Source organism: Dankookia sp. GCM10030260 (assembly GCF_042666655.1).
GTDB lineage: Bacteria > Pseudomonadota > Alphaproteobacteria > Acetobacterales > Acetobacteraceae > Paracraurococcus.
The window spans coordinates 52,841-77,790 of record NZ_JBHTDE010000010.1 but is presented as its reverse complement, the minus strand read 5'-3'; the positions used below and the strand labels follow the sequence as shown (position 1 = coordinate 77,790).

At 70.6% G+C, this 24,950-nt stretch carries 15 protein-coding genes; 6 read left to right on the top strand and 9 right to left on the bottom strand.

Annotated elements, in window-relative coordinates:
- Positions 1-20 precede the first annotated feature (20 nt).
- The 4 genes from frr to rpsB all read right to left on the bottom strand — a co-directional run bounded on the left by frr (position 21) and on the right by rpsB (position 3,500).
- Complete coding sequence (gene frr, locus ACFQS7_RS23785; RefSeq protein ID WP_380069632.1) at positions 21-593, bottom strand: ribosome recycling factor; 573 nt, start codon at positions 591-593, stop codon at positions 21-23.
- Positions 594-774: 181 nt separating this feature from the next.
- Positions 775-1,497: a UMP kinase gene (gene pyrH / locus ACFQS7_RS23780; RefSeq protein WP_380069631.1), complete on the bottom strand. Its 723-nt coding sequence runs from the start codon at positions 1,495-1,497 to the stop codon at positions 775-777.
- A 149-nt stretch (positions 1,498-1,646) separates the two neighbouring features.
- Complete coding sequence (tsf, locus tag ACFQS7_RS23775; RefSeq protein WP_380069630.1) at positions 1,647-2,567, bottom strand: translation elongation factor Ts; 921 nt, start codon at positions 2,565-2,567, stop codon at positions 1,647-1,649.
- Positions 2,568-2,603: 36 nt separating this feature from the next.
- Positions 2,604-3,500, bottom strand: a complete 897-nt coding sequence (gene rpsB, locus ACFQS7_RS23770) for a 30S ribosomal protein S2 (RefSeq protein WP_380069629.1) — start codon at positions 3,498-3,500, stop codon at positions 2,604-2,606.
- A 309-nt stretch (positions 3,501-3,809) separates the two neighbouring features.
- On the opposite strand from rpsB, the gene ACFQS7_RS23765 reads away from it, so the two are divergent.
- From ACFQS7_RS23765 to ACFQS7_RS23750, 4 genes are all read left to right on the top strand, one after another.
- A complete protein-coding gene (locus ACFQS7_RS23765) occupies positions 3,810-6,455 on the top strand; it encodes a M10 family metallopeptidase (RefSeq protein ID WP_380069628.1) in 2,646 nt (881 codons plus the stop codon).
- A gap of 209 nt (positions 6,456-6,664) precedes the next feature.
- Positions 6,665-8,014 carry a hypothetical protein gene (locus tag ACFQS7_RS23760; protein WP_380069627.1) on the top strand — a complete coding sequence of 450 codons (1,350 nt, stop codon included), beginning with the start codon at positions 6,665-6,667 and terminating at the stop codon, positions 8,012-8,014.
- A gap of 705 nt (positions 8,015-8,719) precedes the next feature.
- Positions 8,720-14,113 carry a PAS domain-containing protein gene (locus ACFQS7_RS23755; protein WP_380069626.1) on the top strand — a complete coding sequence of 1,798 codons (5,394 nt, stop codon included), beginning with the start codon at positions 8,720-8,722 and terminating at the stop codon, positions 14,111-14,113.
- A gap of 9 nt (positions 14,114-14,122) precedes the next feature.
- A complete protein-coding gene (locus tag ACFQS7_RS23750) occupies positions 14,123-14,512 on the top strand; it encodes a hypothetical protein (RefSeq protein WP_380069625.1) in 390 nt (129 codons plus the stop codon).
- A gap of 156 nt (positions 14,513-14,668) precedes the next feature.
- Here ACFQS7_RS23750 and ACFQS7_RS23745 read toward each other — a convergent pair whose 3' ends face one another.
- The 3 genes from ACFQS7_RS23745 to dnaE all read right to left on the bottom strand — a co-directional run bounded on the left by ACFQS7_RS23745 (position 14,669) and on the right by dnaE (position 21,593).
- Positions 14,669-15,148 carry a response regulator gene (locus tag ACFQS7_RS23745; RefSeq protein WP_380069624.1) on the bottom strand — a complete coding sequence of 160 codons (480 nt, stop codon included), beginning with the start codon at positions 15,146-15,148 and terminating at the stop codon, positions 14,669-14,671.
- Positions 15,145-17,445 carry an ATP-binding protein gene (locus ACFQS7_RS23740; RefSeq protein ID WP_380069623.1) on the bottom strand — a complete coding sequence of 767 codons (2,301 nt, stop codon included), beginning with the start codon at positions 17,443-17,445 and terminating at the stop codon, positions 15,145-15,147. Before ACFQS7_RS23740 ends, ACFQS7_RS23745 begins: the two co-directional genes overlap by 4 nt.
- A gap of 695 nt (positions 17,446-18,140) precedes the next feature.
- Entirely contained in the window at positions 18,141-21,593 is a 3,453-nt protein-coding gene (gene dnaE, locus ACFQS7_RS23735; protein WP_380069622.1) for a DNA polymerase III subunit alpha, read from the bottom strand.
- Positions 21,594-21,639: 46 nt separating this feature from the next.
- Between dnaE and ACFQS7_RS23730 the strand changes: the two genes are divergently transcribed.
- The gene (locus ACFQS7_RS23730; RefSeq protein ID WP_380069621.1) at positions 21,640-22,560 is read left to right on the top strand and encodes a DMT family transporter; all 921 of its coding nucleotides are present in this window, start codon (positions 21,640-21,642) and stop codon (positions 22,558-22,560) included.
- Positions 22,561-22,593: 33 nt separating this feature from the next.
- A complete protein-coding gene (locus ACFQS7_RS23725; protein WP_380069620.1) occupies positions 22,594-23,013 on the top strand; it encodes a hypothetical protein in 420 nt (139 codons plus the stop codon).
- On the opposite strand, the gene ACFQS7_RS23720 is transcribed toward ACFQS7_RS23725, so the two are convergent.
- Together ACFQS7_RS23720 and ACFQS7_RS23715 are read right to left on the bottom strand one after the other, a co-directional pair.
- Complete coding sequence (locus ACFQS7_RS23720) at positions 23,014-23,700, bottom strand: ABC transporter ATP-binding protein (RefSeq protein ID WP_380069619.1); 687 nt, start codon at positions 23,698-23,700, stop codon at positions 23,014-23,016.
- Positions 23,693-24,943, bottom strand: coding sequence for a lipoprotein-releasing ABC transporter permease subunit (locus tag ACFQS7_RS23715; RefSeq protein ID WP_380069729.1), 1,251 nt, complete (start codon positions 24,941-24,943; stop codon positions 23,693-23,695). Before ACFQS7_RS23715 ends, ACFQS7_RS23720 begins: the two co-directional genes overlap by 8 nt.
- Between the last annotated feature and the right edge of the window lie 7 nt (positions 24,944-24,950).

The window sequence follows — 24,950 nt, the reverse complement described above, 5'->3', positions numbered from 1 at the left end:
GGGGGCACCGGACACCTGGCTCAGACCTGCCTGATGTCCTTTTCCTTGTCGGCCAAGACCTGATCGACGGACTTGATGTACTGGACGGTGAGCTTCTCCACCTCGGCGGACCAGCCCTTGGCCTCGTCCTGGCCGATCGGCGTCTTCTTGTCCTTTTCCTGGGCCTTGACCTGTTCCATGCCATCGCGGCGGACGCTGCGGATGGCGACCTTGGCGCCTTCGGCATATTTATGCGCGGTCTTGACCAGGTCGTTGCGGCGTTCCTGGGTCAGCGGCGGCAACGGCACGCGGATCACTTGTCCCTCGGTCTGCGGGTTCAACCCGAGTCCGCTGTCGCGGATGGCGATTTCCACCGCCTTCACGAGCGACTTGTCCCAGACCTGGACCGACAGCAACCCGGGGCCGGAGACCTGGACATTGGCCATCTGGTTCAATGGCTGGTTGTTGCCATAGGCCTCGACGCGGACCGGCTCGAGCAACGCCGGGCTGGCGCGGCCGGTGCGGAGGCCGGAGAATTCCTTCTTCAGGAGTTCGATCGCGCCGTCCATGCGGCGCGTCAGATCCTGCTTCAACGTCTTGAGGTCGGCCGGCATGGCCCCTGGTCCCCCGCTCCGTTATTGGCGCGGTCCCGTTGCGGCTGGGCCCCTCGAGCCCCACCCGCAACCGGACCATCCGGGGCGTTCCTACACCGCCATTGCGGCGCGAATCGGTCCCGGCACCTGGTTCATGTCGCATTCCGGCGAGCGAAGCACCTCACTCTCGCCAAGGAATGTATCAGTGTTCCACAACCGTGGTGAATTTTCCTTCACCGCCCATGACGGCGGTGAAGGCGCCAGGTTCATGGATATTGAAGACGATGATCGGCAACTTGTTCTCCCGGCAAAGGGAAATAGCCGCGGCATCCATCACCGCGAGATCGCGCGCCAGCATGTCGAGGTAGGTCAGCGTCACGTAGCGCTCGGCCTGCGGGTTCTTGCGCGGGTCGGCGGCGTAGACGCCATCCACCTGGGTACCCTTGAACAACGCGTCGCATCCCATTTCGGCGGCGCGCAGCGCGGCGGCGGTGTCGGTGGTGAAGAAGGGGTTTCCCGTTCCGGCGGCGAAGATCACCACCCGCCCCTTCTCCATGTGACGCATGGCGCGACGGCGGATATAGGGCTCGCAGACCGACTGCATGGCGATGGCGCTCTGCACCCGGGTGACGATGCCGGATTTCTCCAGCGCCGACTGCATGCCGAGCGCATTCATGATGGTCGCCAGCATGCCCATGTAGTCCGCCTGGGCGCGATCCATGCCAGCCGCCGCGCCGGCGATGCCACGGAAGATATTGCCGCCACCGATGACCATGCAGACCTCGACGCCGAGCGCGACCACGCCCCGTACATCCTCGGCGATGCGGCGGCAGGTCTGGGTATCGAGCCCATATTCCCCGTCGCCCATCAGTGCCTCGCCGGACACCTTGAGCATGACACGCTTGTAACTGGGCGGATGGCTCATTGGGGGACCGTCACGGCAGGCGGGTGAAGATAGGCAGCCCCCTGGGCTCGGGCAAGCACAGGAATCAACAAGGGCGCGAGAGGCGCCGCCGCGAATCGCGGAGAGGCACCAGAGCCTCCCCGGGCTTACTGCCCGGGAAGGCCTCCGGGTCAGGCTGGCCCGGTGCCGGCCGCGGCCGCAACCTCGGCGGCAAAGTCGGGGCCGACCGGCTTGTCGATGCCTTCGCCGAGCTGGAAGCGGGCGAAGCCGGTCAGGTTGCCGCCCGCCTTCTTGACCACCGCCTTCACCCGGCTCTCGCCGTCATGCACCCAAACCTGCTCCAGCAACACCACTTCCTCGTAGTACTTGCGGATGCGGCCCTCGACCATCTTCTCGATGATCGCCTCGGGCTTGCCGGAGGCACGCGCCTGCTCGGACAGCACGGCCTTCTCGCGCTCCAGCGCCGAGGGATCGACGAAGGAGATGTCGAGCGCCTCGGGCCGGGTCGCGGCCACGTGCATGCCGATCTGCCGGCCGAGCTGCTCCAGCGCCTCGATCTCCGAGGCACCTTCCAGGGCCGCCAGGACACCGATCTTGCCGAGGCCCGGCTTGATGGCGTTGTGGGTGTAGGTCGCCACCACGCCTTCGCCGACCTCCAGCCGCTTGGCGCGGCGGATGGTCATGTTCTCGCCGATCGTGGCGATCAAGCGGGTCAGTTCCTCGGCCACCGAATGGCGGGAACCGGGGAAGGTCGCGCCCTTGATCGTCTCGATGTCGTCGCCGACCGAGAGGATCAGGCCCGCGACCTCGGCGACGAAGTTCTGGAACTGCTCGTTGCGCGCGACGAAGTCGGTCTCGGCATTGACCTCGACCATCGCGGCGCAGTTCGGCCCGCTGGCGACGCCGACCAAGCCTTCCGAGGCGACTCGGCCGGACTTCTTGGCGGCGGCCGACAGGCCCTTCTTCCGCAGCCAGTCGATCGCGGCTTCCATGTCGCCGTTGGATTCAACCAACGCCTTCTTGCAGTCCATCATGCCGGCGCCGGTCTTCTCGCGGATGTCGCGGACCAGCGAAGCGGTAATCTCGGCCATGGGTATCTCCCGTGTCCTAAAAGCTTGGCGACGCAATCAGGCCTGGGCCGGCTGCTCGCCGTCCTCGGGGCCGGCCTGGATCAGCGCCTCGAGGCTGCCGGCGTCCATGCCGGAGGTCGGGCTGGACTGCACCTCCTCAAGCACCGGCTCGCCGGCCAGCTCGGCCGGGGTCAGGTCGGGGGCGAGCAGCTCTTCCTCGGTCGGCAATTCCTCGGTGGCGCCGAGGTCGACGCCGCTGGCCTGCAGCTCGGCCGAGATGCCGTCGAAGACCGCGCCGGCGACCATGTCGCAGTAGAGGTTGATCGCGCGGATGGCGTCATCGTTGCCCGGGATCGGGAAGGCGACGCCCTGGGGATCGGCATTCGAGTCGACCACGGCGACGACGGGGATGCCGAGCTTGTTGGCCTCCTCGATCGCCAGTTTCTCCTTGACCACGTCGATCACGAAGATGATGTCGGGCAGGCCGCCCATCTCCTTGATGCCGCCGAGCGCGCGGTCGAGCTTCTCCTTCTCCCGCGTCAGCATCAGGATCTCCTTCTTGGTGAGACCGGTGATGTTGCCGCCGAGCTGCTCTTCCATCTGCTTCAGGCGCTTGATCGAGCCCGTGATGGTCTTCCAGTTGGTCAGCATGCCGCCGAGCCAGCGGTGGTTGACGTAGTACTGGCCGCACTTGGTCGCGGCCTCAGCGACGTATTCGGCAGCGGCCTTCTTGGTGCCGACGAACAGCACCCGGCCACCGGCGGCGACGACGTCACGGACGGCGCGCAGCGCGCGGTCCATCATCGGCACGGTCTGCTGCAGGTCGAGGATGTGGACCTGGTTGCGGACGCCGAAGATGTACGGCGCCATGCGCGGGTTCCAGCGCCGCGTGTGGTGGCCGAAATGCACGCCGGCCTCGAGCAGGACGCGCAAGGAAACCTGTGGCATCGCCATGGGGCGAGATCCTTCTGGTAGTCCGGTTGAGCCTCCGCAGCGCATCCCGGGATATCTCCCCGGACCGGACCCTGCCGCAAAGGAAGGGCGCGCCACGTGCGAATTTGCCGCTCGCCAGGGCGGACCCCGGTGGCGGCGGCGGGGATATGGCACGCGGCGCGGCGCGGGGCAAGGCGAAGCGCCGGCTGCCGGCGGCGCAGCCTTCGGACTTCCTTCATCCAAATCGTCCAATTTTTGCGACAGGCGCCCTGGATAGCGCCTCCGCACGGCGACCGGGCCGTCCGCGGCGATCCGGGACACAGCACCACCATGGCCGGCAGGACCACCGTCACCGCGACCAGAAACAAGGCGATCGACGGGGTGCTGTCCGGCCTCGCCTGGGACGACGGCATCAGCTTCGGCTTCCCGACCGGCGCCGGGACCTATGGCGGTTCCTACGGCAGTGGCGAGCCGACCACCGGCTTCGCCGCCCTCTCCCTCACTGCCCGGGACGCCGTCCGCGCCGCGCTGCTTGGCACGCCGGACGGGACCGGCAAGGCGGCGCTGTCCGGCATGGGCGTTGCGCAGTTCACGCGTCTCGACATCGTCGAGCTTGCCGCCGGCGCCGATCTCCGCCTCGCCGAAAGCAGCCGGCCTCCGACCGCCTGGGCCTATGGGCCCGGCACCGGCATCGGCGGGGATGTCTGGTTCGGCACTGCTTATGCAGGCACGGCCTTCGACTACCGCGACCCCATTCTGGGTAACTATGCCTATCTTACGGTGCTGCACGAGCTTGGTCACGCGCTCGGCCTGAAGCATGCGCAGGAGGTCGGCGGTGTGGCCGGCACCACGGTGCCGGCGGCGCAGGACAGCCTCGAATTCACCGTGATGACCTACCGTTCCTATGTCGGCGGCCCGACCACCGGCTACACCTTCGAACCGTGGGGCGCCCCCCAGGGCTACATGATGCTCGACATCGCCGCCTTGCAGGCGATGTACGGCGCCGACTTCGGCACGCGGTCGGGCGATACGACCTATGGCTGGAACCCCGCCACCGGGGAGATGTCGGTGGATGGTGCCGGCCAGGGCCAGCCCGGCGGCAACCGGGTCTTCATTACGCTTTGGGACGGCGGGGGGCGTGATACCTATGACCTGTCGAACTATGCCGGCGGGGTCAGCCTCGACCTCGTCCCGGGCGGCGTCTCGGTGCTGGCCGCCGGCCAACTGGCGCGGCTCGGTGCCAAGGCCCTGGCCCGCGGCAATGTCTTCAACGCCCTGCAGCACCAAGGCGACGCCCGCTCGCTGATCGAGGATGCGATCGGCGGCGCCGGCAACGACACGCTGCGCGGCAATGCCGCGGGCAACCACCTGTCCGGGGGCGCCGGCAATGACAGCCTCGCCGGGCTCGACGGCGCCGATACGCTGGACGGCGGCGCCGGGACGAACAGCCTCTCGGGTGGCGGCGGCGACGACACCTACATCGTCGCCAGTGCCACCGATCTGCTCGGCGAGGCGGTCAATCAGGGCAACGACACGATTCACACCGGCCTGGCCTGGACACTCGGCGCCAACCTGGAACACCTGGTGCTGACCGGCACCGCCGACATCGGCGGCACCGGCGACGCGCTGGGCAACCGCATCGAAGGCAACGCCGGCGCCAACCGCCTGACCGGCGCGGCGGGCAACGACACGCTGCGCGGTGCCGAGGGCCGTGACACGCTGGACGGCGGCACCGGCAGCAATAGCCTCGCCGGCGGCACCGGCGACGATACCTACCTCGTGTCCAGCGCCGGCGACCTGGTATGCGAGGCGGCGGGCGGCGGCACGGACCGGGTGGTCGCGGCCATTGGCCTCGCCCTGGCGGACGAGGTCGAACAACTTGAACTGGCGGGCACCGCGGCGCTCCCCGGCACGGGCAATGCGCTCGACAACCTGCTGCTGGGCAATGCCGGGGCCAATCGCCTGCTCGGGCTCGCCGGCAACGACAGCATCGCAGCCGGGGCCGGCAACGACACGCTGGAAGGCGGCGCCGGCGACAACACCCTGGAGGGCGGCGCCGGCCACGACACCTACGTCACCGGCTCCGCCGGTGACCTGCTGATCGAGGCTGCGAACGGCGGCACCGACTTGGTGCGTGCCGCGGTGGACTGGGCGCTCGGCGCCAACCTGGAGAACCTGACCCTGACCGGCGTCGCCGACCTCTCCGGCACCGGCAATGCGCTGAACAACGTCATCCTCGGCAATGCAGGCGCCAACCTTCTTGCGGGCGGCGAGGGCAATGACAGCCTGGCCGGCGGCGAGGGCGACGACACGCTGGCGGGGGGCACCGGGCGCGACACGCTGTGGGGCAATCTCGGCGACGATGTTTTCCTGATCGACGGCTCAACCGGGACGCTGGTCGAATCCGCCGGCCAGGGCCGGGACACCGTCGTCGCCAGCCTTTCCTGGACCCTCGGCGTGCATTTCGAAGCCCTGGTGCTGACCGGTGACGCAGCGCTCACCGGCACCGGCAATGCCCTGGCCAACTCGGTCGCCGGCAATGCCGGGGCCAACCTGCTGGCCGGTGCCGCGGGCTCCGACAGCATCGCCGGCGGACCAGGCGCCGACACGCTGATCGGCGGTACCGGGAGCGACCTGCTGGCCGGCGAGGCGGGGGCGGATGCCTTTCGCTTCCACAGGCCGAACGAGGGCAGCGACATCATCGCCGATTTCGACGGCGCGGCGGACCGGCTGGAGTTTTCCGCTGCAGGCTTCGGTGCGGGGCTGCGGGCCGGGATGGACCTGCTGGCCGGCGGTCGGCTGCAGCTGAACGAGGCCGGCACGGCGGTCGGCACGCTGGCGCAGTTCGTCTACGGCACGGTCAGCCATGTCCTGTCCTGGGACGCCAACGGGGCCGCTGCCGGCGGAACGACGCAGATCGCGCTGCTTCGCGACGGAACAAATGTGACCTCCGCCGATTTCATCGTCATCGCCTGATGCGGCCGCACGGGGTCGGTTAGGCGGCGTCATTGCGGGCACGCACCGCGGCACCATCCGTGATGGGGCCATGGCCGCGTGCCTGAACTGACAGTCCCGGAAGAAGAATCGCCAGTTCCGCACCGCTGCCGCGACGGGCCTTCCCTGGCCCGGCGCACAGAGCCGCTGTGCGCGCCTGATCTTCACTGGCATTCGGGGGATCGGTACCGATGAGCGTCTCCACCGCATTTCGGTCCAGCCTGAGGACGGAGACCGCGCCGCCCTGGTGGCTGCCGCCGAGCATCCTCACCCTGGCCATCGCCGCGGCCCTGCTGCTCGCCCCTTACCCGCCGCTGCAGGATTTCGCCGAATGGGTGTACCACGGCGCGATGCTGGCCCAGCTGGCGGTCGGCCTGCCGGGGGCGACGGTCTCACTCGCCACCCACCCGGTGCCGAACAGCCTGGCCCAGGCGGTGCTCGGCCTGCTCGCGCTGGTCTTGCCGGCAACGCTCGCGGCCCGGGTCTTCCTGCTGGGGCTGCTCGGCGCGAGCCTGGCCGTGGCCCTGGCGCTGGGCCGGCAGCGGCAGCCGGCGGCAGCCGGGGCCTTTGCCGGCGTGCTGCTCGTCTCCATCCTCTGCAACGCGACCTTCTGGAACGGCTACGTCAACTATCAGCTCGCGCTGGTCATCTTCGCCGCCTGGTTCCTGCTGCCGCCCGCCCGCCGGGCCGCGACCGGGCCGATCCTCGGCTTCGGGCTTGCCATCTTCCTTTCGCACGCCGCGGTCTTCACCGCCTTCTGCATGGTGGTGGGGTTCCGCGCGCTGCTGCGCCGCCAGTGGCGCGGGGCGACGCTGGGCCTCGGGCCCTTGCTGCTGCTGGGCGCCTGGTATGTCCTGGGCAGGTCCGGCGAGGCGGCCGATCCGCCGCCGGCCTATGACAGTGCCGGCGCCTTCCTGGCCTACAAGGCCTACACGCTTGCCAAGCTCGGTCCCTACCACAACTTCGTCTTTGCCCAGGGTGGCGACGAGGTGCTGCGACCGGCGCTCTACTGGGCCGGCGCGGCGGTGAACCTGCTCTATGTGGCGGGGCTGGGTGCGGCGCTCGGATACGGCCTTTGGCGCGGCCTGCGGAGTCGCGCCCTCTCCGCTCCGTTGATCGTGGCGAGCCTTGCCCTGTTCGTCGGGTTCCTGCTGCTGCCGCGGATGGGGCAGCACGTCATCAACCCGGGCGAGCGGCTGATGCTGCCCGGCCTGCTGGTCCTGCTGCTGGCCGTGCCGCTGCCGCCCTTTGCCCTGCGTGGGCTTGCGACGTTGGGCGGCTTGGCGCTCACGGCGAATCTGCTGGTCTTCACCCTGCCCAACGACACCTGGGCGGTGCCGGTGCATTTCGACGACATGGCGGCCATGGGCAGCGCGCGGGCGATGTTTCGTCACCGCCCGACGTCGTTCGCCTGCAAATGGGAGGAGCTGCGCCACAGCGACGCGACCGGCGCGCCGCCCCGGCTACCGATCTCCTTCCGCACCAGCCTGCTGGAGACCTCGGCGGCGCCCTATCAGTGCCCGGTGCCGGCGGGTCCTTAGCAACGGCCCGGGCATTTTCCGCGCGGGTGTCCGTTGCTTCCGAGCTGCGCCGAAAGGGTCGGGTTTCGGGGAGGCGGGCATGCATCGTGTGGCGCGGGACCCGACGCCACAGCGGGGATGGGCGGGCCGTCGCCGGCGTCTCGGCGCGCGAGGTCCTACAAGACGGCACGGGCCCGCCGGCCTGATTCGCCTCCGACGAGAGCCGGTCGCCTGCTGCTTCCCCGGCCTCTGGACGCGCCGGACCTCGGTGCGGAAGTTCCAGGGGCGAGACGACCAAGGACCTTCCCGCCGTCCTCGCCACCGACCCGAATGGTGAGGTCGGCATCAGTCAATCGAAGGCAACGCCGATCTTTTTGACCACACCGGATGCGCAATAAAACAAATCGAAACGGTTCCATTTGAGCGCGCGCAAGCATCGGAAATACAATCTCTTTCCATTGGCAGAGACTGGCCTGGGCGACCTTTCCAGCCGTCCACCAGCCGCGGCCTTCTCACGGTGCGGTGAAATGCAGTATCCTATCGCTCGGGTATTGCAAGGAAAGCCGAAGCGATACTCTCATGCCCATATTGTCCGATTGCGGTTCGCCGAAGGCGCTCTGATCAATGCTTGTCAGCCCGGGACCAGAGGCACCTGCAAGCGGTGCGGCGCTCGGGCGCAGCGCCGGAGCGGCGCCTGCATTGCCGGGCCTGACCCTCCGGGCACGGATGATGCTGCTCATCCTCGCGGTGGCAGGGCCGTTGCTCATCCTTGCCGGCCTCACGGCCTGGGGCTTGCACCGGGCAGAGCGCGAGCGGGCGGAAGCCGCCCTGGTGGCCCTGGCCCACGGCACGGCGCTGCTGGTCGACCGCGAGTTCGCCGCCGCGGAACGCGTGCTGACGACCCTCGCTACCTCCGGTGCGTTGGCCCGCCGCGACCTCCCCGCCTTCGAGGCGGAGATGCGCACGGTCGCCGCGGCATCCGGGGCGCAGGCCATCAACCTCATCGCGCCGGACCGCCGGGTGGTCCGCAGCACCAGGCTGCCGGTCGGGCCGGATGCTGCGCCGGTCTTCGCCACCGGGCCGGCGCTGCAGGCTCTTGCCACCGGCCGCACCGTCATCGGCAACCTGTTCGTGGCGCCGTTGGGCCATGCCGGCGCGGTCGGCATCGCCGTTCCGGTCCTGGTACCCGGCAGCGAGGCCGGGACGCCGCCAGCCTTCGTCCTCGGCTTCCTGTTGCAGCGTCAAAGATTGCTGGCGACCCTGACCGAGCAGCGTCTGCCGCTCGGGGCTGTGGCCGTCGTCCTGGACCGCGAGCACACCATCGTCGCGCGCACCCGCCGCGACTCCGAGGCGGTCGGCACCAAGCCGTCGGCGGAGGTCGTCGCCGCGATGCGGGACGGCGCCGCCATGGTCCCCTTCACCTATACCTCCCTCGACGGGATTCCGGTCGTCTCCGCCTATGCCCAGGCCCCGGAGACCGGCTACTGGGCCAAGCTCATTGTGCCGGCGGAACGCTTCGAGGCGCCCTTGCGGATGGCCCTGTGGCGAACCGCGATCCTGGGCGGGCTGCTGCTGGCGGCCAGCCTGCTGATCGGCCTGGCGATGGCGCGCCAACTCGCCGCCTCGCTCCGCCGGCTGGGCGATGCCGACGGTGCGCCGCTGGTCGGCGCGCCCCCCGAGCTCAACGACCTGGCCAGCGCGCTGAACCGGCGGATGGCCCGCTCCGACCGGATGGCGGCGGAGTTGCGCGCGTTGTTCGACGGCAGCCCGGTCGGCATGGTGCGATCCGATGCCGGCGGTCGGGTGCTGGACGCCAACGACGCCTTCCTGGGCATCGTCGGGATGACCCGGGCGGACCTGACCGCCGGCCGGGTGCGCTGGGACCATCTCACCCCGCCGGAATGGATCGGCCGCGATGAGGACGCGATCGCCGAGGCCATGCGCCTGGGCGGATGCGCACCCTATCAGAAAGAATACGTCCGCCCGGACGGCAGCCGCGTGCCGGTGCTGACCTTCTTCGCCTTCACCGATGCCGCGACCGGCGCCGCGGCGGCCTTCGTCGTCGACCTGTCCGCCTGGACGGGCACCGAGGCGGCGCTCGCCTTGGCGCATGAGCAGATGCGGCTGGCGATCGGCGCTGCCCGCATGTTCTTCTGGGACTGGAACATCGTCACCGGCGCGGTCGAGTGGTCCGAGGGGCTGGAAGCAGCCTGCGGGCTGGCTCCGGGAAGTTTCGGCGGCACCGCGGATGCGTTCCGCGCCCTGATCCACCCGGACGACCAGCCGCGGGTCGAGGCAGCGCTCGGCCGGGCCCTGGACAGCGAGGCGCCCTACGACACCGAGTTCCGCATGCTTCGCGCGGATGGCGGCGTCCGCTGGGTGGTGGCCCGCGGCACGGTGCAGCGCGACGGCGCCGGCCGGCCGGTGCGCATGGTGGGGATCGACTTCGACATCACCGACCGCAAGGCGGCGGAGGCCGCGCGACAGCTGGAAGCGACGCAAGCCCAGCTGGTGCAGGATGCCACCGGCATCGGCCGCTGGGACTGGGACCTCGCCACCGGGGTCACCACCGGTTCGGCTGCCTATTACCGGCTCTACGGGCTACCGCCGGACGCCCCGATGCCGAGCTTCGCGGAGTGGCTCGCGCGGGTGCATCCGGCGGACCGCGACCGCGCCGGCGCCACCGCCGAGGCGGGCCTGGCCACCGGCGGCTACGAGGACGAGTTCCGCATCCTGCGCCCGGACGGCGAGGTCCGCTGGCTCGCCGCACGGGCCACCACGCTGCGGGATGCCGCCGGGCGCCCGGTCCGCTTCCTCGGCATCAACATCGACATCACCGACCGCAAGCAGGCCGAACTGGCGCTGCAGGCCAGCGAGGAACGCTTCCGCAGCTTCGCCGAGGCAAGCCGCGACGTCATCTACAGCCTCGACCTGACGACCGGCCGGCTCGATTTCCTCAGCCCGGCCTTCGAGACCATCTGGGGCGAGCCGCGCGCCACGATCCTCGGGGACCTGGGCCGCTGGGCCGCGCTGCTCCACCCCGAGGACCGCGCTGCGGCCGAGGCCACGATGCGGCGCCTGCATGGCGGCGAGGCGGTTGATTCCACCTACCGCATCATCCGCGCCACGGATGGCGAGGTACGCTACATCCGCGATGCCGCGGTGCCGATCCGCGATGCCGCGGGCCAGGTGGTCCGGGTCTCCGGCCTCGCCCGGGACGTCACCGCCCGCATCGTGACCGAACAGGCGCTGGCCGCGAACCGGGCGAGCCTGCAGCGGGCGCTGGACGAGCTGGCCGCGGTCTATGCCGCGGTGCCGGTCGGGCTTGCCGTGGTGGACCGGGATTTCCGCTTCCGCCATGTCAACGATGCCCTGGCCAGGATCAACGGCCAGCCGGTCGGGGAGCTGGTCGGACGCACGGTGGCCGAGATCCTGCCCGATCTGTGGCCGGCGCTCGAGCCGGTCTACCGTGCCGCCCTGCGTGGCGAAGCCACGCACGACCAGGAGTTCACCGGTCGCACTGCCGCCGATCCGCAGGAACGCCGCTGGCTGGCCTCCTACCAGCCGGTGCGGGATGCGGCGGGCGCGGTCTGGGGCGTCGGGGTCGTGGTCCAGGACGTCACCGAGCGTGACCGCGCCGCGGCCGAGCTGACGGCCAGCGAAGCGCGCTTCCGCAGCCTGGCCGAAGCGATGCCGGCCTTCGTCTTCGTCACCGACCCGGATGGCCAGACCAGCTACGTCAACGCCTACATGAGCGAGTTCGTCGGCCGGCCCGCTGACTCCCTGCTGGGCGGCGGCTGGGCCGCGGTGCTCCATCCGGACGACCGCGTCCATGTCGTCGCCGCCTGGCAGCATGCCGTCGCCACGGGCACGCCGTTCGAGGCAGAATACCGCTTCCTGCGGCATGACGGCGTGCCGCATTGGTTCCTCTGCCGAGGCGTGCCGAAGCACGACGGGGCCGGGCGAATTCTCCGCTGGGTCGGCACCTGCACCGACATCGACTCGCTCCGGCGGGCCGAGGCCGCGCTGGATCGTGCGGAGGAGCAGCTGGGCCTCGCCATCCACGGCGCCAATATCGGCAGCTGCTCCTGGGACCTGCGGACCAACCTGGTCAGTACATCGCCCCGCATGTGCGAGCTCCATGGCCTGCCGGAGGCGCCGGCGGTCGAGGCCGAGGTGTTCCTGGCGGCGATCCATCCGGAGGATCGGCCGGTGCTGGATGCCGCGCTGTCGCGGGCCCTGACGGAGCGGGTCGAGTTCCGCGCCGACTTCCGGATCCGGTCGTCGGATGACAGCCTGCGATGGCGCCGCGCACATGGCCGGGCGGAGTTCGGGCCGGACGGCGCCGCGCTGGCGCTGCACGGCGTGGTGCTGGATATCGATGCCGAGAAGCAGGCCGCGACCTCCCTGCAGCTCGACAACGAGCGGCTCGAGGCGTTGGTGGCCGAGCGAACCCGCACCTTGAGCCTGGCTGCCGCCGAGCTGACCGCCGAGATGCGCCGGCGCGAGGATGCGCAGGCGGCGCTGATCGAGGCGCAGAAGCTGGAGGCGCTGGGCCAGCTCACCAGCGGCGTCGCGCATGACTTCAACAACGTGCTGGCCGCCGTGATAGGCAGCCTGCGGCTGATCCAACGGCGGGCCGAGGGCCATGCGCAGATCGGCGAATTTGCCCGCGCGGGGATAAGCGCGGCGGAACGCGCGGCGGGATTGATCCGCCAACTGATGGCCTTCGCCCGGCGGGAAGACCAGATGCCGGTGCCCGTGGCCCCGGCGGCGATGCTCGCCGAGGCGCGTGACCTGCTGCAGCAGGCGATCGGTGCCGGGGTGCGGCTGGAGCTGGACGCGGCGCCCGGCATCTGGCCGGTGCTGGTGGACCCGCACCGGCTGGAGGTCGCGCTGCTGAACCTGGCCGTCAACGCGCGCGACGCCATGGCCGGCAGCGGCACCCTGCACCTTGCGGTTCGCAACCTGACGCCGGGGGATGCGGACCCATTGCCCCCCGGCACCGCCGCAGGCCAGGACTACGTGGCCTTCCGCCTGCGCGACACCGGGCCCGGCATGCCGCCGGAGGTCCTGGCGCGGGCCACCGAAGCCTTCTTCACCACCAAGCCGCGTGGGCATGGCACCGGCCTTGGCCTCGCCATGGTGCGCGGCTTCGTGCAGGACGCGTCCGGCAGCATGCGGATCACCAGCCCCCCGGGCGAGGGCACGCTGGTCGAGATCTGGCTGCCACGTGCCCTCGATGCGGTGGGCGCGCCGGCCGACCCCGACGACCAGGAGGACCCGGCTCTGCACGGCGACGCGACGGTGCTGGTGGTGGATGATGACCCGGGCGTACGGCTGGTGACCGCCACCCTGCTGCGCGACATGGGTTATGAGGTGCTGGAGGCAAGCGGCGCCGATGCGGCGATGGTCCAGGCGCTGGTCGCCGCGCGGCTGGACCTCGTCGTCACGGACGTCACCATGCCGGGCGGCGACGGGCCGGATCTGGTGGCCCGGCTGCACGCCGCGCGTCCGGGCGTGCCGGCGATCTATGTCTCGGGCTATGCCGACCGCTATCCGCTGGAGGCCAAAGCCGTGCTGTCCAAGCCTTTCACCCCGGCTGAGCTTGGCATCCGGGTGCTGCGCGCCCTCGGCCGTGTCCGTCCGCAGGACCGGCTGCTGGCCCGGCTGCGGCGGCCGGAACTCCGCGAGGCCTATGTGGTGTGGCGGCGGCTCGTGGATGCCAGCGGCGGCGTGCTGCCCCGGCCGGAGGCCTTCGACCTGACGGCGCTGGACGGTGCGGCACAGGCCTTCCGGGTGGCGGTCGAGGGCACTGCGGACCGCCCGGCCTTCCGCTTCCTGGCCTTGGGTGCGGCGCTGGCCGGACGCAGCGGGCGGCCGATGGAAGGCGAGATCGCCGCCAGCGACACCGAGGCGGACGAGGTGCTGGGCGGGCTGGCCGGCGTCTACGAACGCTGCGCCCGGTTCGGGGTGCCGTGTCACGATTTCGCCCGCTACGACCTTGGCGACGACGCAGAACCGGTCACGTTTGAGCGTCTCGTGCTGCCGCTCGCGGCCGAGGGCACCGACCGGCCGACCCAACTTGTTGGTATTGCCTACTTTTTTGGTTCTCTTTAGGAATGCCGGATGAATGCCGCGCGGATCCCCCGCTTCGAACAACGCGATTTGGCCAGCGCTGTCGAGGCGCTGCCGCCGGACGCGCTCGATACCCTGGATTTCGGCGCCATCCGGCTCGATGACGGCGGTGCCGTGCAGATCTACAACCTCGCGGAACGGCGGCTGTCAGGGTCGGGCGACCTGCCGCGGATCGGACTCGAATTCTTCAGCAGCGTCGCCCCCTGCATGAATCAATCGGGCTTCCGCGGCCGGATCGAACGCGCCCTGGCGCGGGGCCGGCTCGACCTGGAATTTTCCTGGACCGGCGATTTCAGCGACCGGTTGCGCAGTGTGACCGTGCGCGTGCAGTCCGCCACGGGTGGCGGCTACTGGATCTTCATGCGCCGCGAGGATGGCTGAACCGGTCCGAGCGCTCGAATGGGCGCGGCGCCCAGCGGCGCGAAGCCAGGCAGACCGGAGGTTGGCGCCCGGCGTCTGAGGGGCCCTGGAGGTGTCAAGGTTCCGGGGCGTCGGGATCAGGCCAGCCCCGCGGGCCGCTCCGGCCCTGCCCGGGACTCAAGCCTTACGACGTGGCGGCAGCCGCACGCCGAGCAGCCAATAGCCGGCGAACAGCCGGATGAGCTCGACGAAGGCGGGGAAGCGCGCCGGCTTGGTCAGGAAGGAGTTCACCCCCACCGCATAGGCCTGGGCGATCTGCTTCGGGCTGTCGGAGGTCGAGAGCGCCACCACCGGCAGGTCGCGCAGCAGCGGGTCGGCGCGGATCGCCCGCATCGCCTCGTGTCCGTTGACCTTCGGCATGTTGATGTCGAGCAGCACCACCGCGGGCCAGGGTGCCATGCCATCCCCGTCGGCGTAGCGGCCGCGGCGCTGGAGGTAGTCCAGCAGTTCCTCGCCATCCTCGACGAAACGGAGCGTGACGGCGACGCCGGCTTCCTGGAACGCCTCCTCGATGATGATGCGGTCGTGCGCGCTGTCCTCGGCCACCAGCACCAGGGGCAGCGAGGGCTCGTTCGGCGGCGGCGCGAGCATCATCATGGCTTGGCCTCCGGCGCGGCCGGCAGGGTGAACCAGATCGTCGCTCCTTCGCCGGGTCGTCCCTCGGCGCCGATCGTGCCGCCATGCCGGTCGATGATCTTGCGGCAGGTGGCGAGGCCGATGCCGCTGCCTGGGAATCGATCGGCGCTGTGCAGTCGCTGGAACGGCTCGAAGATGCGATCGGCGTAGCGCGGGTCGAAGCCGATGCCGTTATCCGTGACCGTCACCCGCAGCATGGGCCGGCGCCGAGGCCCATCGGCCGGTGGCTCCGGCGCGGCGGCCACCACGATTCGCAGCGGGCGATCCGGCCTGCGGTACTTGACGGCATTGGACAGCAGGTTCTGCAGCACCTGCCGCATCTGGCCAGGGTCGCAGAGCGCCACCGGCAGATCTTCCGCCGCGATGGCGGCACCGCTCTCGGCGATCGCCTGGTCCAGGTCGCTTTCCGCCTCCACAAGCACCTCGCCCAGCGGGGTCGGCGTCATCGGCTGCGCACTGCGGCCGAGGCGGGAGAATTCGGTCAGATCGTCGATCAGCGTGCGCAGCCGCCGGGATGAGGCCTCGATGCCCTCTACCCAGCGGCCGATGCGCGCGGCCTTCGGCGCCTCCACGTCGCCGACCGCGCGTTCGAGCAGGCCGGCGAAGGTCTCGATCTGCCGCAGCGGCTCACGAATGTCGTGCGAGGCGACGTAGGCGAAGGCCTCCAGCTCCGCGTTGCTGTGCGCCAGTTGGCTGTTGATGAGTTCCAGTTCCTCGGCGCGGCGCACCAGCACGTCCAGCACCAGGTCGCGCAGCTCGCCGGCCGCCACCAGCTGATGCGGCTGCCAAGGGCGTGACCGGCCGCGGACCGTCTCCTCCCAGGCGGCGAAGGAACGCCGTGGGGTCAGCCGGTCGGGCCCGTCCGGGGCAAGCTCGACCGGCTTGCGCGGATCGCCCCCCCAGATGACGGTCTGCGCCACCTCCGGGCGGAACCAGAGCATCATCTGCCGTGGCGGCCGGGACAGCGGCACCGCGAGGACGCCGCTGGCAAGCTTGGTGAAATCCCGGGCCGGCGGGTAGAACCGTGCCAGGCGATCGGTCTCGAAGCTGGCCGCGACGTCTTCCCGTCCAGCGAGCCAGCCGGCAAGGTCGCGGATCGTGGATTCATCCGGCGTGGCGCCGACCAGGGTCACCGCCTCGGGCGTCACCAGGGCGAAGCCGCTGGCATCCATAAGCCCAAGCAGGTCGTTGGCATGCCGCAGGATGGCGTCGCGGTGGTCGCGGCCGCGCGCGGTTTCCTCGAGCACCCTTGCCTGCAGAGCACGCACCTCGGCGCTGTGGCGGGCCACCGAGGCTTCCTCGGCGACGGCCAGCTGCCACGCCAGCACCTGGGCGAGCAGCCGGCAGGCTTGGCGGCGATCGTGGCCGACCCGCAGCGGACCCCGGTGGTGGCAGGCGATCAGGCCCCAGAGTTCCCCGCCGCGGAGCACCGAAACCGACATCGAGGCGCCGACACCCATGTTCCCCAGGTATTCGACATGTACCGGAGAGACACTGCGGAACTGGGCGAAACTCAGGTCCACGGGCTGGTCGCCGCGTTCGGGCGCGACCAGCAGCGGTACCGGGGCATAGGTGACATCCGGGACGATGCGGGTCGGGTTGGCGCGGTAGAGGTCGCGCGCCTGGGCCGGAATGTCGGAGGCCGGGAAGTTCAATCCCATGAAGCCGGGCATGTAGTCGGCCCGGTCCTCCGCCACCACCTCACCGCTCCAGTCCGGCTGGAAGCGATAGAGCTTGACGCGGTCGAAACCGGTGAGGCCGCGCACCTCCCGCACCGCCTGGGCCCAGAGCGCACTGGGGTCATTGGCGGCCTGCAGTCGCTCGATCGCGGCCGAGAGCGCAGGGAACAATCCGTTTGGTGCCAGCATCGGCTCGGCGCCAGGGGCCTCGATCTCGAGGATCGCCAGCCCATCATGCCGGTGCAGCAGAGCGACGTGGTGCTGGCCACCGGTGCCATCGGCCAGGCGAACCGGCAGCATCACGGAGGCTGGCGGGTCCAGCCGGGTCAGGACGTCTGCGACCTGCGTGATCGACGCGGCATCGAGCAGCGTCGCAAGCGGCGTACCGACGACGGACGCCGCGTCAACGGCCGCGATCGTCCCAAGATTTGCGCTCACCGCCATGATGGCCAGATCGGTCTCGCGCGCCGCGACCAGCACCCCATGCGGCTGTATGGCGCCGGGGATGCGAATCGGCTCCCGCTCACAGCTCGTGAGGTCTGGCGCGTCCTGTGGTGTCCCGTCCAGCCGGTCGCTCATGCAGCCCAGTTCTCCAGCCAGGCCTCGAATCCGTCGAAGGTCGCCATCGCCACGGCGCAGATCGCTGCGCCATGTCGGCTCGGCACCGCAGGCTCAGACCGCGGCACAATATGCCCGGTATCATTCCGCTTCGCCAGTGGGCGCCATGACAAGCCGCCGGAGGCAAGGAACATGGCCATGGCGCGCACGACAGGCGAATGTCACCAGCCGGCGCTGCGCATCAACGGTGACGAAACGGGTTCACCGTCCACGAAGACCCTCCGACCGAGTCGCGGCCGCCGCTCCAGCCGGTCGGCCAGGCCGGCGCCCTGTCCAGCGGCGCCGTCCCGTTGAAGACCCGGCGCGGCACGGCCCGGTGCCACCCGGGGCCGTCGCCCGGATACCGCATCGCCACGGCCGCGCCCGTTGACCGAACCTTGATCTGGCCGGGTGCGCGGCCGCTGCGTCCACCGCCGCGGCCGGGCGCCGGCAGCGGCACCACGCCCGTCGCCGCCTCTTCGCTGAACCGCCGGCAGACGCTGCTCCCGGCCTGAGAACTTCGGCAGGCCGCGCCACGGAACACCGGCGCGAGCGGTCCACGACACCCGCGCGACGACGATGCGGCTGTCCCGGTCCATCACGCCCATCAGCCGCGTCCAGAAGGCAGCCTTGGACCACGCCTCCGACCAAAGCGGAATCCCACGAGCCCAAGGAAGCTAGACTGCCTCGACCTCGGCCACGCCGGGCAGCACCTTCATGGCCTGCATCATGCGGGGCGAGACGTTGAAGCCGCCCGGCAATGCCAGCTCCACCTCTTGCCCCTGACCGGTCCGCGCGACCACCACCACGCGGCCCCGGCCGCGGCCCTCGCGGTTGAGCAGGTCGCGGACCGGGTTGATGGCCGCGTCACCATCGAGCCAGAGCCGGATCCCCTGGCCGACCTGTTGCGCCGCTTTCTCCAGCCCTTCCATGTCTTGCGCGGTCAGCCGCAGCATCTCGCCATCCAGCCGCGCCTCGGCAGTGACCAGGACGGCCGTGCCTTCCACCATCAGTTCCCGGGCACGGGCCAGCACCTCGGAGAACAAGGTCACCTCGTAGCTGCCAGAGGCATCCGACAGGGTGATCCAGGCCATGCGGCTGCCGGTCCGGGTCGGCCGCTCCTTGCTGTTGACCACGGTGCCGGCCAGCTTCAGCCGCGCCGCGCCGGCCCTGGCACGCTCCTCAATCCTGGTCGAAGGCGTGACGCCGAGCCGCTGCAGGACCGACCTGTAGGTATCCAGCGGATGCGCCGAGAGGTGGAAGCCGACCGCCTCGGCCTCGTAGGACAGCTTTTCCAGCTGCGGCCAGTCCGGCATGTCGGCCGGCAGGCGCAGCGGCTCGGGCCGGGAATCCGCGCCGCCGAACAGCGCGATCTGCGTGCTGGCACGCTCCTCGGCGGCGGCCTGGGCGCGGCGCAGGATGACCTCGGCGCCGGCCACCAGCTTCGCCCGGTTCTTCTCCAGGCTGTCGAAGGCGCCGGCCTTGGCGAGGTTCTCGATCTGCATCTTGTTGAGCAGCTTGGGGTCGACGCGGTGGGCGAATTCGGCGACCGAGGCGAAGGGCCCGCGGGCGTCCCGCGCCCGCACCAGGTCCTGCATGGCGGCCGCGCCCACGCGCTTCACCGCGGCCAGCGCGAAGCGGATCGAGGGCTTGTCCTCGGCATTCCGCTCCACCAGGAATTCGGCGCCCGACTTGTTGACGTCGGGCGACAGGACGGGGATGCCGAGCCGGCTCGCCTCCTGCATGTGGCCGGCCAGCTTGTCGGTCTTGTCGAGGTCGAGCGTCATCGAGGCGGCGATGAAGGCCACCGGGTGGTTGGCCTTCAGCCAGGCGGTCTGGTAGCTGACCAGGGCATAGGCGGCGGCGTGCGACTTGTTGAAGCCGTATTCCGCGAACTTCGCCATCATGTCGAAGATCTCGGTGGCCTTGGCCGGCTCGATGCCGTTCCGCACCGCGCCCTCGGTGAAGATGGCGCGCTGCTGCTCCATCTCGCGGGCGATCTTCTTGCCCATGGCGCGGCGCAGCAGGTCGGCGCCGCCGAGCGAATAGCCCGCGAGCTCCTGGCTGATCTGCATCACCTGCTCCTGGTAGACCATGATCCCGTAGGTCTCGGCCAGGATGTGGTGGATCTTCGGGTGCGGGCTCTCCCAGGGCTCGCCATGCTTGCGCTGGCAATAGGCGGGGATATTGGCCATCGGGCCGGGCCGGTAGAGCGACACCGCGGCGATCAGGTCCTCGAAGCGGTCGACGCGCATCTGCCGCAGGCAGTCGCGCATTCCCGCGCCTTCGAACTGGAACACCCCGGCGGCGTCGCCGCGGCGCAGCATCTCGTAGGTCCTGGCGTCGTCCAGCGGCAGGGTGGCGATGTCGATCTCCACCCCCTGACTCTTCAGGATCTCCAGCGCCTTCTCGATCACCGTCAGCGTCTTCAGGCCGAGGAAGTCGAACTTCACCAGGCTGGCCTGCTCGACATACTTCATCGAGTACTGGGTGATCAGCATGTCGGCCCGCGGGTCGCGGTAGAGCGGCACGATCTCGATCAGCGGCTTGCGGCCGATCACCACGCCGGCGGCGTGGGTCGATGCATTGCGGTACAGGCCCTCGAGCTGCAGCGCGATCTCCAGCAGCCGGTGCACCTGCTCGTCGTTGTCGCGTAGCTGCTGCAGCTTGGGCTCGCCCTCGATCGCCTGGGCCAGGGTCACCGGCTTGGCCGGGTTGAACGGGATCAGCTGGGCGACGCGGTCGACCTGGCCATAGGGCAGGCCGAGCACGCGGCCGACGTCGCGCACCGCCGCCTTGGCCTGCAGCTTGCCGAAGGTGATGATCTGCGCGACCCGGTCGGCGCCGTATTCGCGGCGGACGTAGTTGATCACCTCGTCGCGGCGGTCCTGGCAGAAGTCGATGTCGAAGTCGGGCATCGACACGCGTTCCGGGTTGAGGAAGCGCTCGAACAGCAGGCCGAAGCGCAGGGGATCGAGGTCGGTGATCGCCAGCGCCCAGGCGGCGACCGAGCCGGCGCCCGAGCCGCGGCCGGGGCCGACCGGGATGGTCTGCGCCTTGGCCCATTGGATGAAGTCGGCGACGATCAGGAAATAGCCGGAAAAGCCCATCTGCTCGATGACGCCGAGCTCGTAGTCGAGCCGCGTGCGGTACTGGGCGCGCGCCGCCTCGTCGAGGCCCAGCGTATCGAGCCGGACCTCCAGGCCGCGCGTCGCCATGTCGCGCACCGTCTCGGGTTCCGTCATGCCGGCGCCGACCTTGGGGCAGACCGGCAGCTCGGGCTTGCGGCCTTCCGCCATCACCGCGCAGCGGCGGGCGATGGCCAGGGTGTTGTCGCAGGCCTCCGGCAAGTCGGCGAAGAGCTTGCGCATGGCCTCTGCCGGTTTGAACCAATGCTCGGCGGTGACGCGGCGGCGGTCCTCCTCGGCCAGCGTCCGCCCCTCGGCGATGCAGAGCAGCGCGTCATGCGCCTCGTGCATCCCGGGGGTGGCGAAATAGACGTCGTTGGCGGCGACGATCGGCAGGCCCAGTTCGTCGGCCAGCGCCAGCAGCGGCGGCTCGATCGCCTTCTCCACGCCGAGGCCGTGGCGGTGCAACTCGACCGCGATCCGGCCGTGGAAGGCGGCGGCCAGCCGGCGCAGCAGCGCCTCGGCCGGGGCGCGGCGGCCTTCGGCCAGCAGGCGGCCGAGCGGGCCGAAGGTGCCACCGGTCAGCAGGAACAGCCCCTCCGCGTGCTCCTCGAGCGTCGGGAGCGTCAGGCAGGGCCGGCCGGATGCATCGTTGGCGAGGAAGCCGAGCGAGGACAATCGCTGCAGGTTGTCGAGGCCGCGCGCGTCCATGGCCAGGGCGACGATCGGGTCCGGCGGCTGCCGCTCGGCCTCCGGCCGGTCGTCGCTGGCGCTGCGGGAAAGGAACAACTGGCAGCCCATGATCGGCTGGATGCCCTTGGCCGTGCAGCCTTGGGCGAATTCCAGCCCGCCGAACAGGTTGGCGCTGTCGGTCAGCGCGACCGCCGGCATCCCGGCATCCTTGGCCAGGGTCGCCAGCTTCTCCGCCTTGATGGCGCCTTCGCTCAGCGAATAGCTGGAATGGGTATGGAGGTGGACGAAGCTGCCGGACGAGTCGCTCATCCGCCGAGGCTAGCACGATGCCCCCGGCCCCGGCATGCTGCGCGGGATGCCAGACCGACACCAGGGCGCCGACCGCCGCACCATCGCCGCCGGCGTGCTCGCCATGGTCCTGCTGAGCGGCAATTTCGCCGCCTCGCGCCATGGCCTGGCCAATGGGCTTGCGGTCGCCGACCTGGTGCTGCTGCGCACCGGATTCGCCGGGCTGGTGCTGGGCGGGGTGCTGTGGCAGATCGGGCTGGGCGGGCTGCCGCTGCGGCGGGCGCTCATCCTCACGCTGCTGGCCGGCGCGCCCTATTTCCTGCTGACCGCGGCCGCGGTGCAGTTCGCCCCGGCGACGCATGCCTCCATCCTCAACCCCGGCGGGACGATGCTGTTCGCCCCCCTGCTCGGCTGGTGGGTGCTGCGGCAGGCGCCGGAGATCGGGGTCAAGGTGGGCCTTTTCATCCTGACCGCCGGCCTGCTGCTGATCGGCGGCGCCAGCCTGGCCGAGGGCGGCAGCCGCGCCTGGATCGGCGACCTGATGCTGCTCTTCAGCGGCTTCATCTGGGCGCTCTACGGCGTGCTGATGCGGCATTGGCAGGTCCCCGGCGCCCGCGCCGCGGCGGTGATCGGGACCGTTTCGCTGCTCTGGGTCCCGGTGCATCTCGCCGTCTTCGGCCTCGGCGGGATCCCGGACCATCCGCGGGAGGCGGTGATCCAGGCGATCTACCAGGGCATCGTCTCCGGCGGGGTGGCGGTGCTGCTCTACAGCCGAGCGGTGGCGCTGCTGGGCCCTGCGCGCGGCGCGCTGCTGCCGCCCCTGGTCCCGGCGCTCGGCGTCTTCTGGGCCTGGCTGCTGCTGGGCGAGGCGGTGACGCCGACCCAGGTGGCCGGCATGGTGCTGGTCATCCTCGGCATGCTCTGCGGCGCGCTCTGGCGCGGCACCGCCATGCGCCGGCGCACAGACCCGGCGCGCGAGCCTGCCTAGTCAGCCCGTATGCAACATACGGGGACGCCGTCGATGCCACGCCTGCCGCTGCTCTTCCTCGCCACCGCCGCGCTCTGCCTAGTCTGCGGGGTCGGCATGGGGATCGCCATGGGGATGACGCATGACTTCCGCCTGGCGCCGGTGCATGCGCACCTCAACCTGCTCGGCTGGACCTCGCTGGCGCTGATGGGGCTGACCTACCGGGCATACCCGGAACTGGCGGCGCAGCCCGGGCCGGCGATCGCGCAATATGGGCTCTCGGCCGTCGCCGCGCTGGCTTTCCCCCTCGGCATCTGGCTGTCGATCGAGCACCAGCAGCCGGGCCTGGCGATCGGCGCGGCACTGGTCTGGATGGCGGGGGCGCTGCTGTTCCTGGCGCGGCTGGTGCTGCTGCTGGTGAAGGGCGCGCCGGCGCCGGCCCGGTCGCGCATGGGGATCGTCGCGGCGGAGTAGCTACGCCTCCACCACCCGCCCCTCCCGCAGGGTCACGACCCGGTCCATCCGCGCCGCGAGGTCCGGGTTGTGGGTGGCGATCAGCGCGGCCAGGCCCTGGCCACGCACGGCGTGCAGCAATTCCTCGAAGACCAGCCCCGCGGTGCCGACATCGAGGTTCCCGGTCGGCTCGTCCGCCAGCAGGATGCGCGGCGCATTGGCCAGGGCCCGGGCGATCGCCACCCGCTGCTGCTCACCGCCCGAAAGCCGGCCGGGACGGTGGTGTTCCCGACCGGTCAGGCCGAAGCTTGCCAGCAGCGCCCGCGCCCGGTCCCGCGCCGCGCCGCGGCCCGTCCCGGCCGCGAGCTGCGGCAACACCACATTCTCCTCCGCCGTGAACTCCGGCAGCAGATGGTGAAACTGGTAGACGAAGCCGATGGCGGTGCGGCGGATCGCGGTGCGCTCGGCGTCCGAGAGCGTGCCGGCGGCGCGGCCGCCGACATGGACCTCGCCGGCATCCGGCTTCTCCAGCAGGCCGGCGAGGTGCAGCAGCGTCGACTTGCCGGTGCCCGACGGCGCGACCAGGGCGACGATCTCGCCGGCCCGCAGCGACAGCTCGGCGCCGCGCAGCACCGGCAGCTCGCCCGCTTCGGTGCGGAAGCGCCGCTCGACGGCAGCGAGACGCAGCGCCGGGATCGTGTCACTCATTCCGCAGCGCCTCCACCGGGTCGAGCCGCGCTGCCCGCCAGCTCGGGATCAGGGTCGCCAGCAGCGACAGCAGCAGGCCGAGGCCCACCACCTGCGCCACCTCGGCCGGGTCCACCACCGCGGGGATGCGGGTGAGGAAATAGATCTCCGGGTCGAAGACCGTGGTGCCGGTGACCGCCATCAGCCCCTGCCGGATGGATTCGATGTTGGCGCAGAACAGGAGCCCGATGCCGAATCCGGCGAGCGTGCCGACGCCGCCCACCGCCGCGCCGCAGAGCAGGAAGATGCGCAGGATCGCCCCCCTGCCCGCCCCCATGGTGCGCAGGATGGCGATGTCGCGCCCCTTGTCCTTCACCAGCATGGTCAGCGAGGAGACGATGTTGAAGGCAGCCACCAGGATGATCAGCGTCAGGATCAGGAACATGACGTTGCGCTGCACCTGCACCAGCTGGAAGAAGCCGCTGTTGGCATCCTGCCAGTCGGCGATCCGCAGCGGCCGGTCGGCCAGCGCCTGGCGGATGGCGTAGGCGGCGGCATCCGACTCGTCCGGATCGCGCAGGTGGACCTCGATCTGGCTGACCGCCTGGGGCAGCTGGAAGAACAATTGAGCGGCGGAAAGCGGCAGGAAGACGAAGCCGCTGTCGTATTCCTGCATGCCGACCTCGAAGATGGCGGCGACCTTGTAGGCGCGCAGCCGCGGCACGGTGCCGAAGACCGTCACCCGCCCCTGCGGCGAGACCACGGTGACCCGGTCGCCGATGCCGACCTCCAGCTTCCGCGCCAGGCCGGCACCGATGACGATCGCGTCCTCGCCCTGGAAGGCCGCCAGGTCGCCGGCCTTGATGTTGCCGGCGATGATCGGCCGGGCGCGGAGGTCCTCCGGCGCGATGCCGCGCACCAGGCCGCCGGCCGACCCGCCCGCATCGGTGGTCAGCAGCACCTGCCCTTCCACCACCGGCGTCGCGCGCTCCACCTGCGGCAGCGTACGGATGCGGGCGGTGGCGGCGGCGTAATCCGTCAGCGGGCCCTGCATCGCCGAGACGCCGAGATGGCCGTTCAGCCCGAGGATGCGGCCGAGCAATTCCTGCCGGAAGCCGCCCATGACGCTCAGCACCACGATCAGCGTGGCGACGCCGAGGGCGATGCCGACCAGCGAGAAGCCGGCGATGACGGAGACGAAGCGCTCGCCCTTGCGCGCCCAGAGATAGCGGCCGGCGACCGCGCGTTCGAAGGCGCCGAACATCCCTGCC

Excerpts from the sequence above, each read along its gene's own strand:
- rpsB (WP_380069629.1), bottom strand. The coding sequence starts at position 3,500 with ATGGCGATGCCACAGGTTTCCTTGCGCGTCCTGCTCGAGGCCGGCGTG.
- ACFQS7_RS23750 (WP_380069625.1), top strand. The coding sequence starts at position 14,123 with ATGAATGCCGCGCGGATCCCCCGCTTCGAACAACGCGATTTGGCCAGC.
- ACFQS7_RS23745 (WP_380069624.1), bottom strand. The coding sequence starts at position 15,148 with ATGATGATGCTCGCGCCGCCGCCGAACGAGCCCTCGCTGCCCCTGGTG.
- ACFQS7_RS23740 (WP_380069623.1), bottom strand. The coding sequence starts at position 17,445 with ATGAGCGACCGGCTGGACGGGACACCACAGGACGCGCCAGACCTCACG.
- tsf (WP_380069630.1), bottom strand. The coding sequence starts at position 2,567 with ATGGCCGAGATTACCGCTTCGCTGGTCCGCGACATCCGCGAGAAGACC.
- ACFQS7_RS23730 (WP_380069621.1), top strand. The coding sequence starts at position 21,640 with ATGCCAGACCGACACCAGGGCGCCGACCGCCGCACCATCGCCGCCGGC.
- ACFQS7_RS23725 (WP_380069620.1), top strand. The coding sequence starts at position 22,594 with ATGCCACGCCTGCCGCTGCTCTTCCTCGCCACCGCCGCGCTCTGCCTA.
- ACFQS7_RS23755 (WP_380069626.1), top strand. The coding sequence starts at position 8,720 with ATGATGCTGCTCATCCTCGCGGTGGCAGGGCCGTTGCTCATCCTTGCC.
- frr (WP_380069632.1), bottom strand. The coding sequence starts at position 593 with ATGCCGGCCGACCTCAAGACGTTGAAGCAGGATCTGACGCGCCGCATG.
- pyrH (WP_380069631.1), bottom strand. The coding sequence starts at position 1,497 with ATGAGCCATCCGCCCAGTTACAAGCGTGTCATGCTCAAGGTGTCCGGC.
- ACFQS7_RS23720 (WP_380069619.1), bottom strand. The coding sequence starts at position 23,700 with ATGAGTGACACGATCCCGGCGCTGCGTCTCGCTGCCGTCGAGCGGCGC.
- ACFQS7_RS23760 (WP_380069627.1), top strand. The coding sequence starts at position 6,665 with ATGAGCGTCTCCACCGCATTTCGGTCCAGCCTGAGGACGGAGACCGCG.
- ACFQS7_RS23765 (WP_380069628.1), top strand. The coding sequence starts at position 3,810 with ATGGCCGGCAGGACCACCGTCACCGCGACCAGAAACAAGGCGATCGAC.
- ACFQS7_RS23715 (WP_380069729.1), bottom strand. The coding sequence starts at position 24,943 with ATGTTCGGCGCCTTCGAACGCGCGGTCGCCGGCCGCTATCTCTGGGCG.
- dnaE (WP_380069622.1), bottom strand. The coding sequence starts at position 21,593 with ATGAGCGACTCGTCCGGCAGCTTCGTCCACCTCCATACCCATTCCAGC.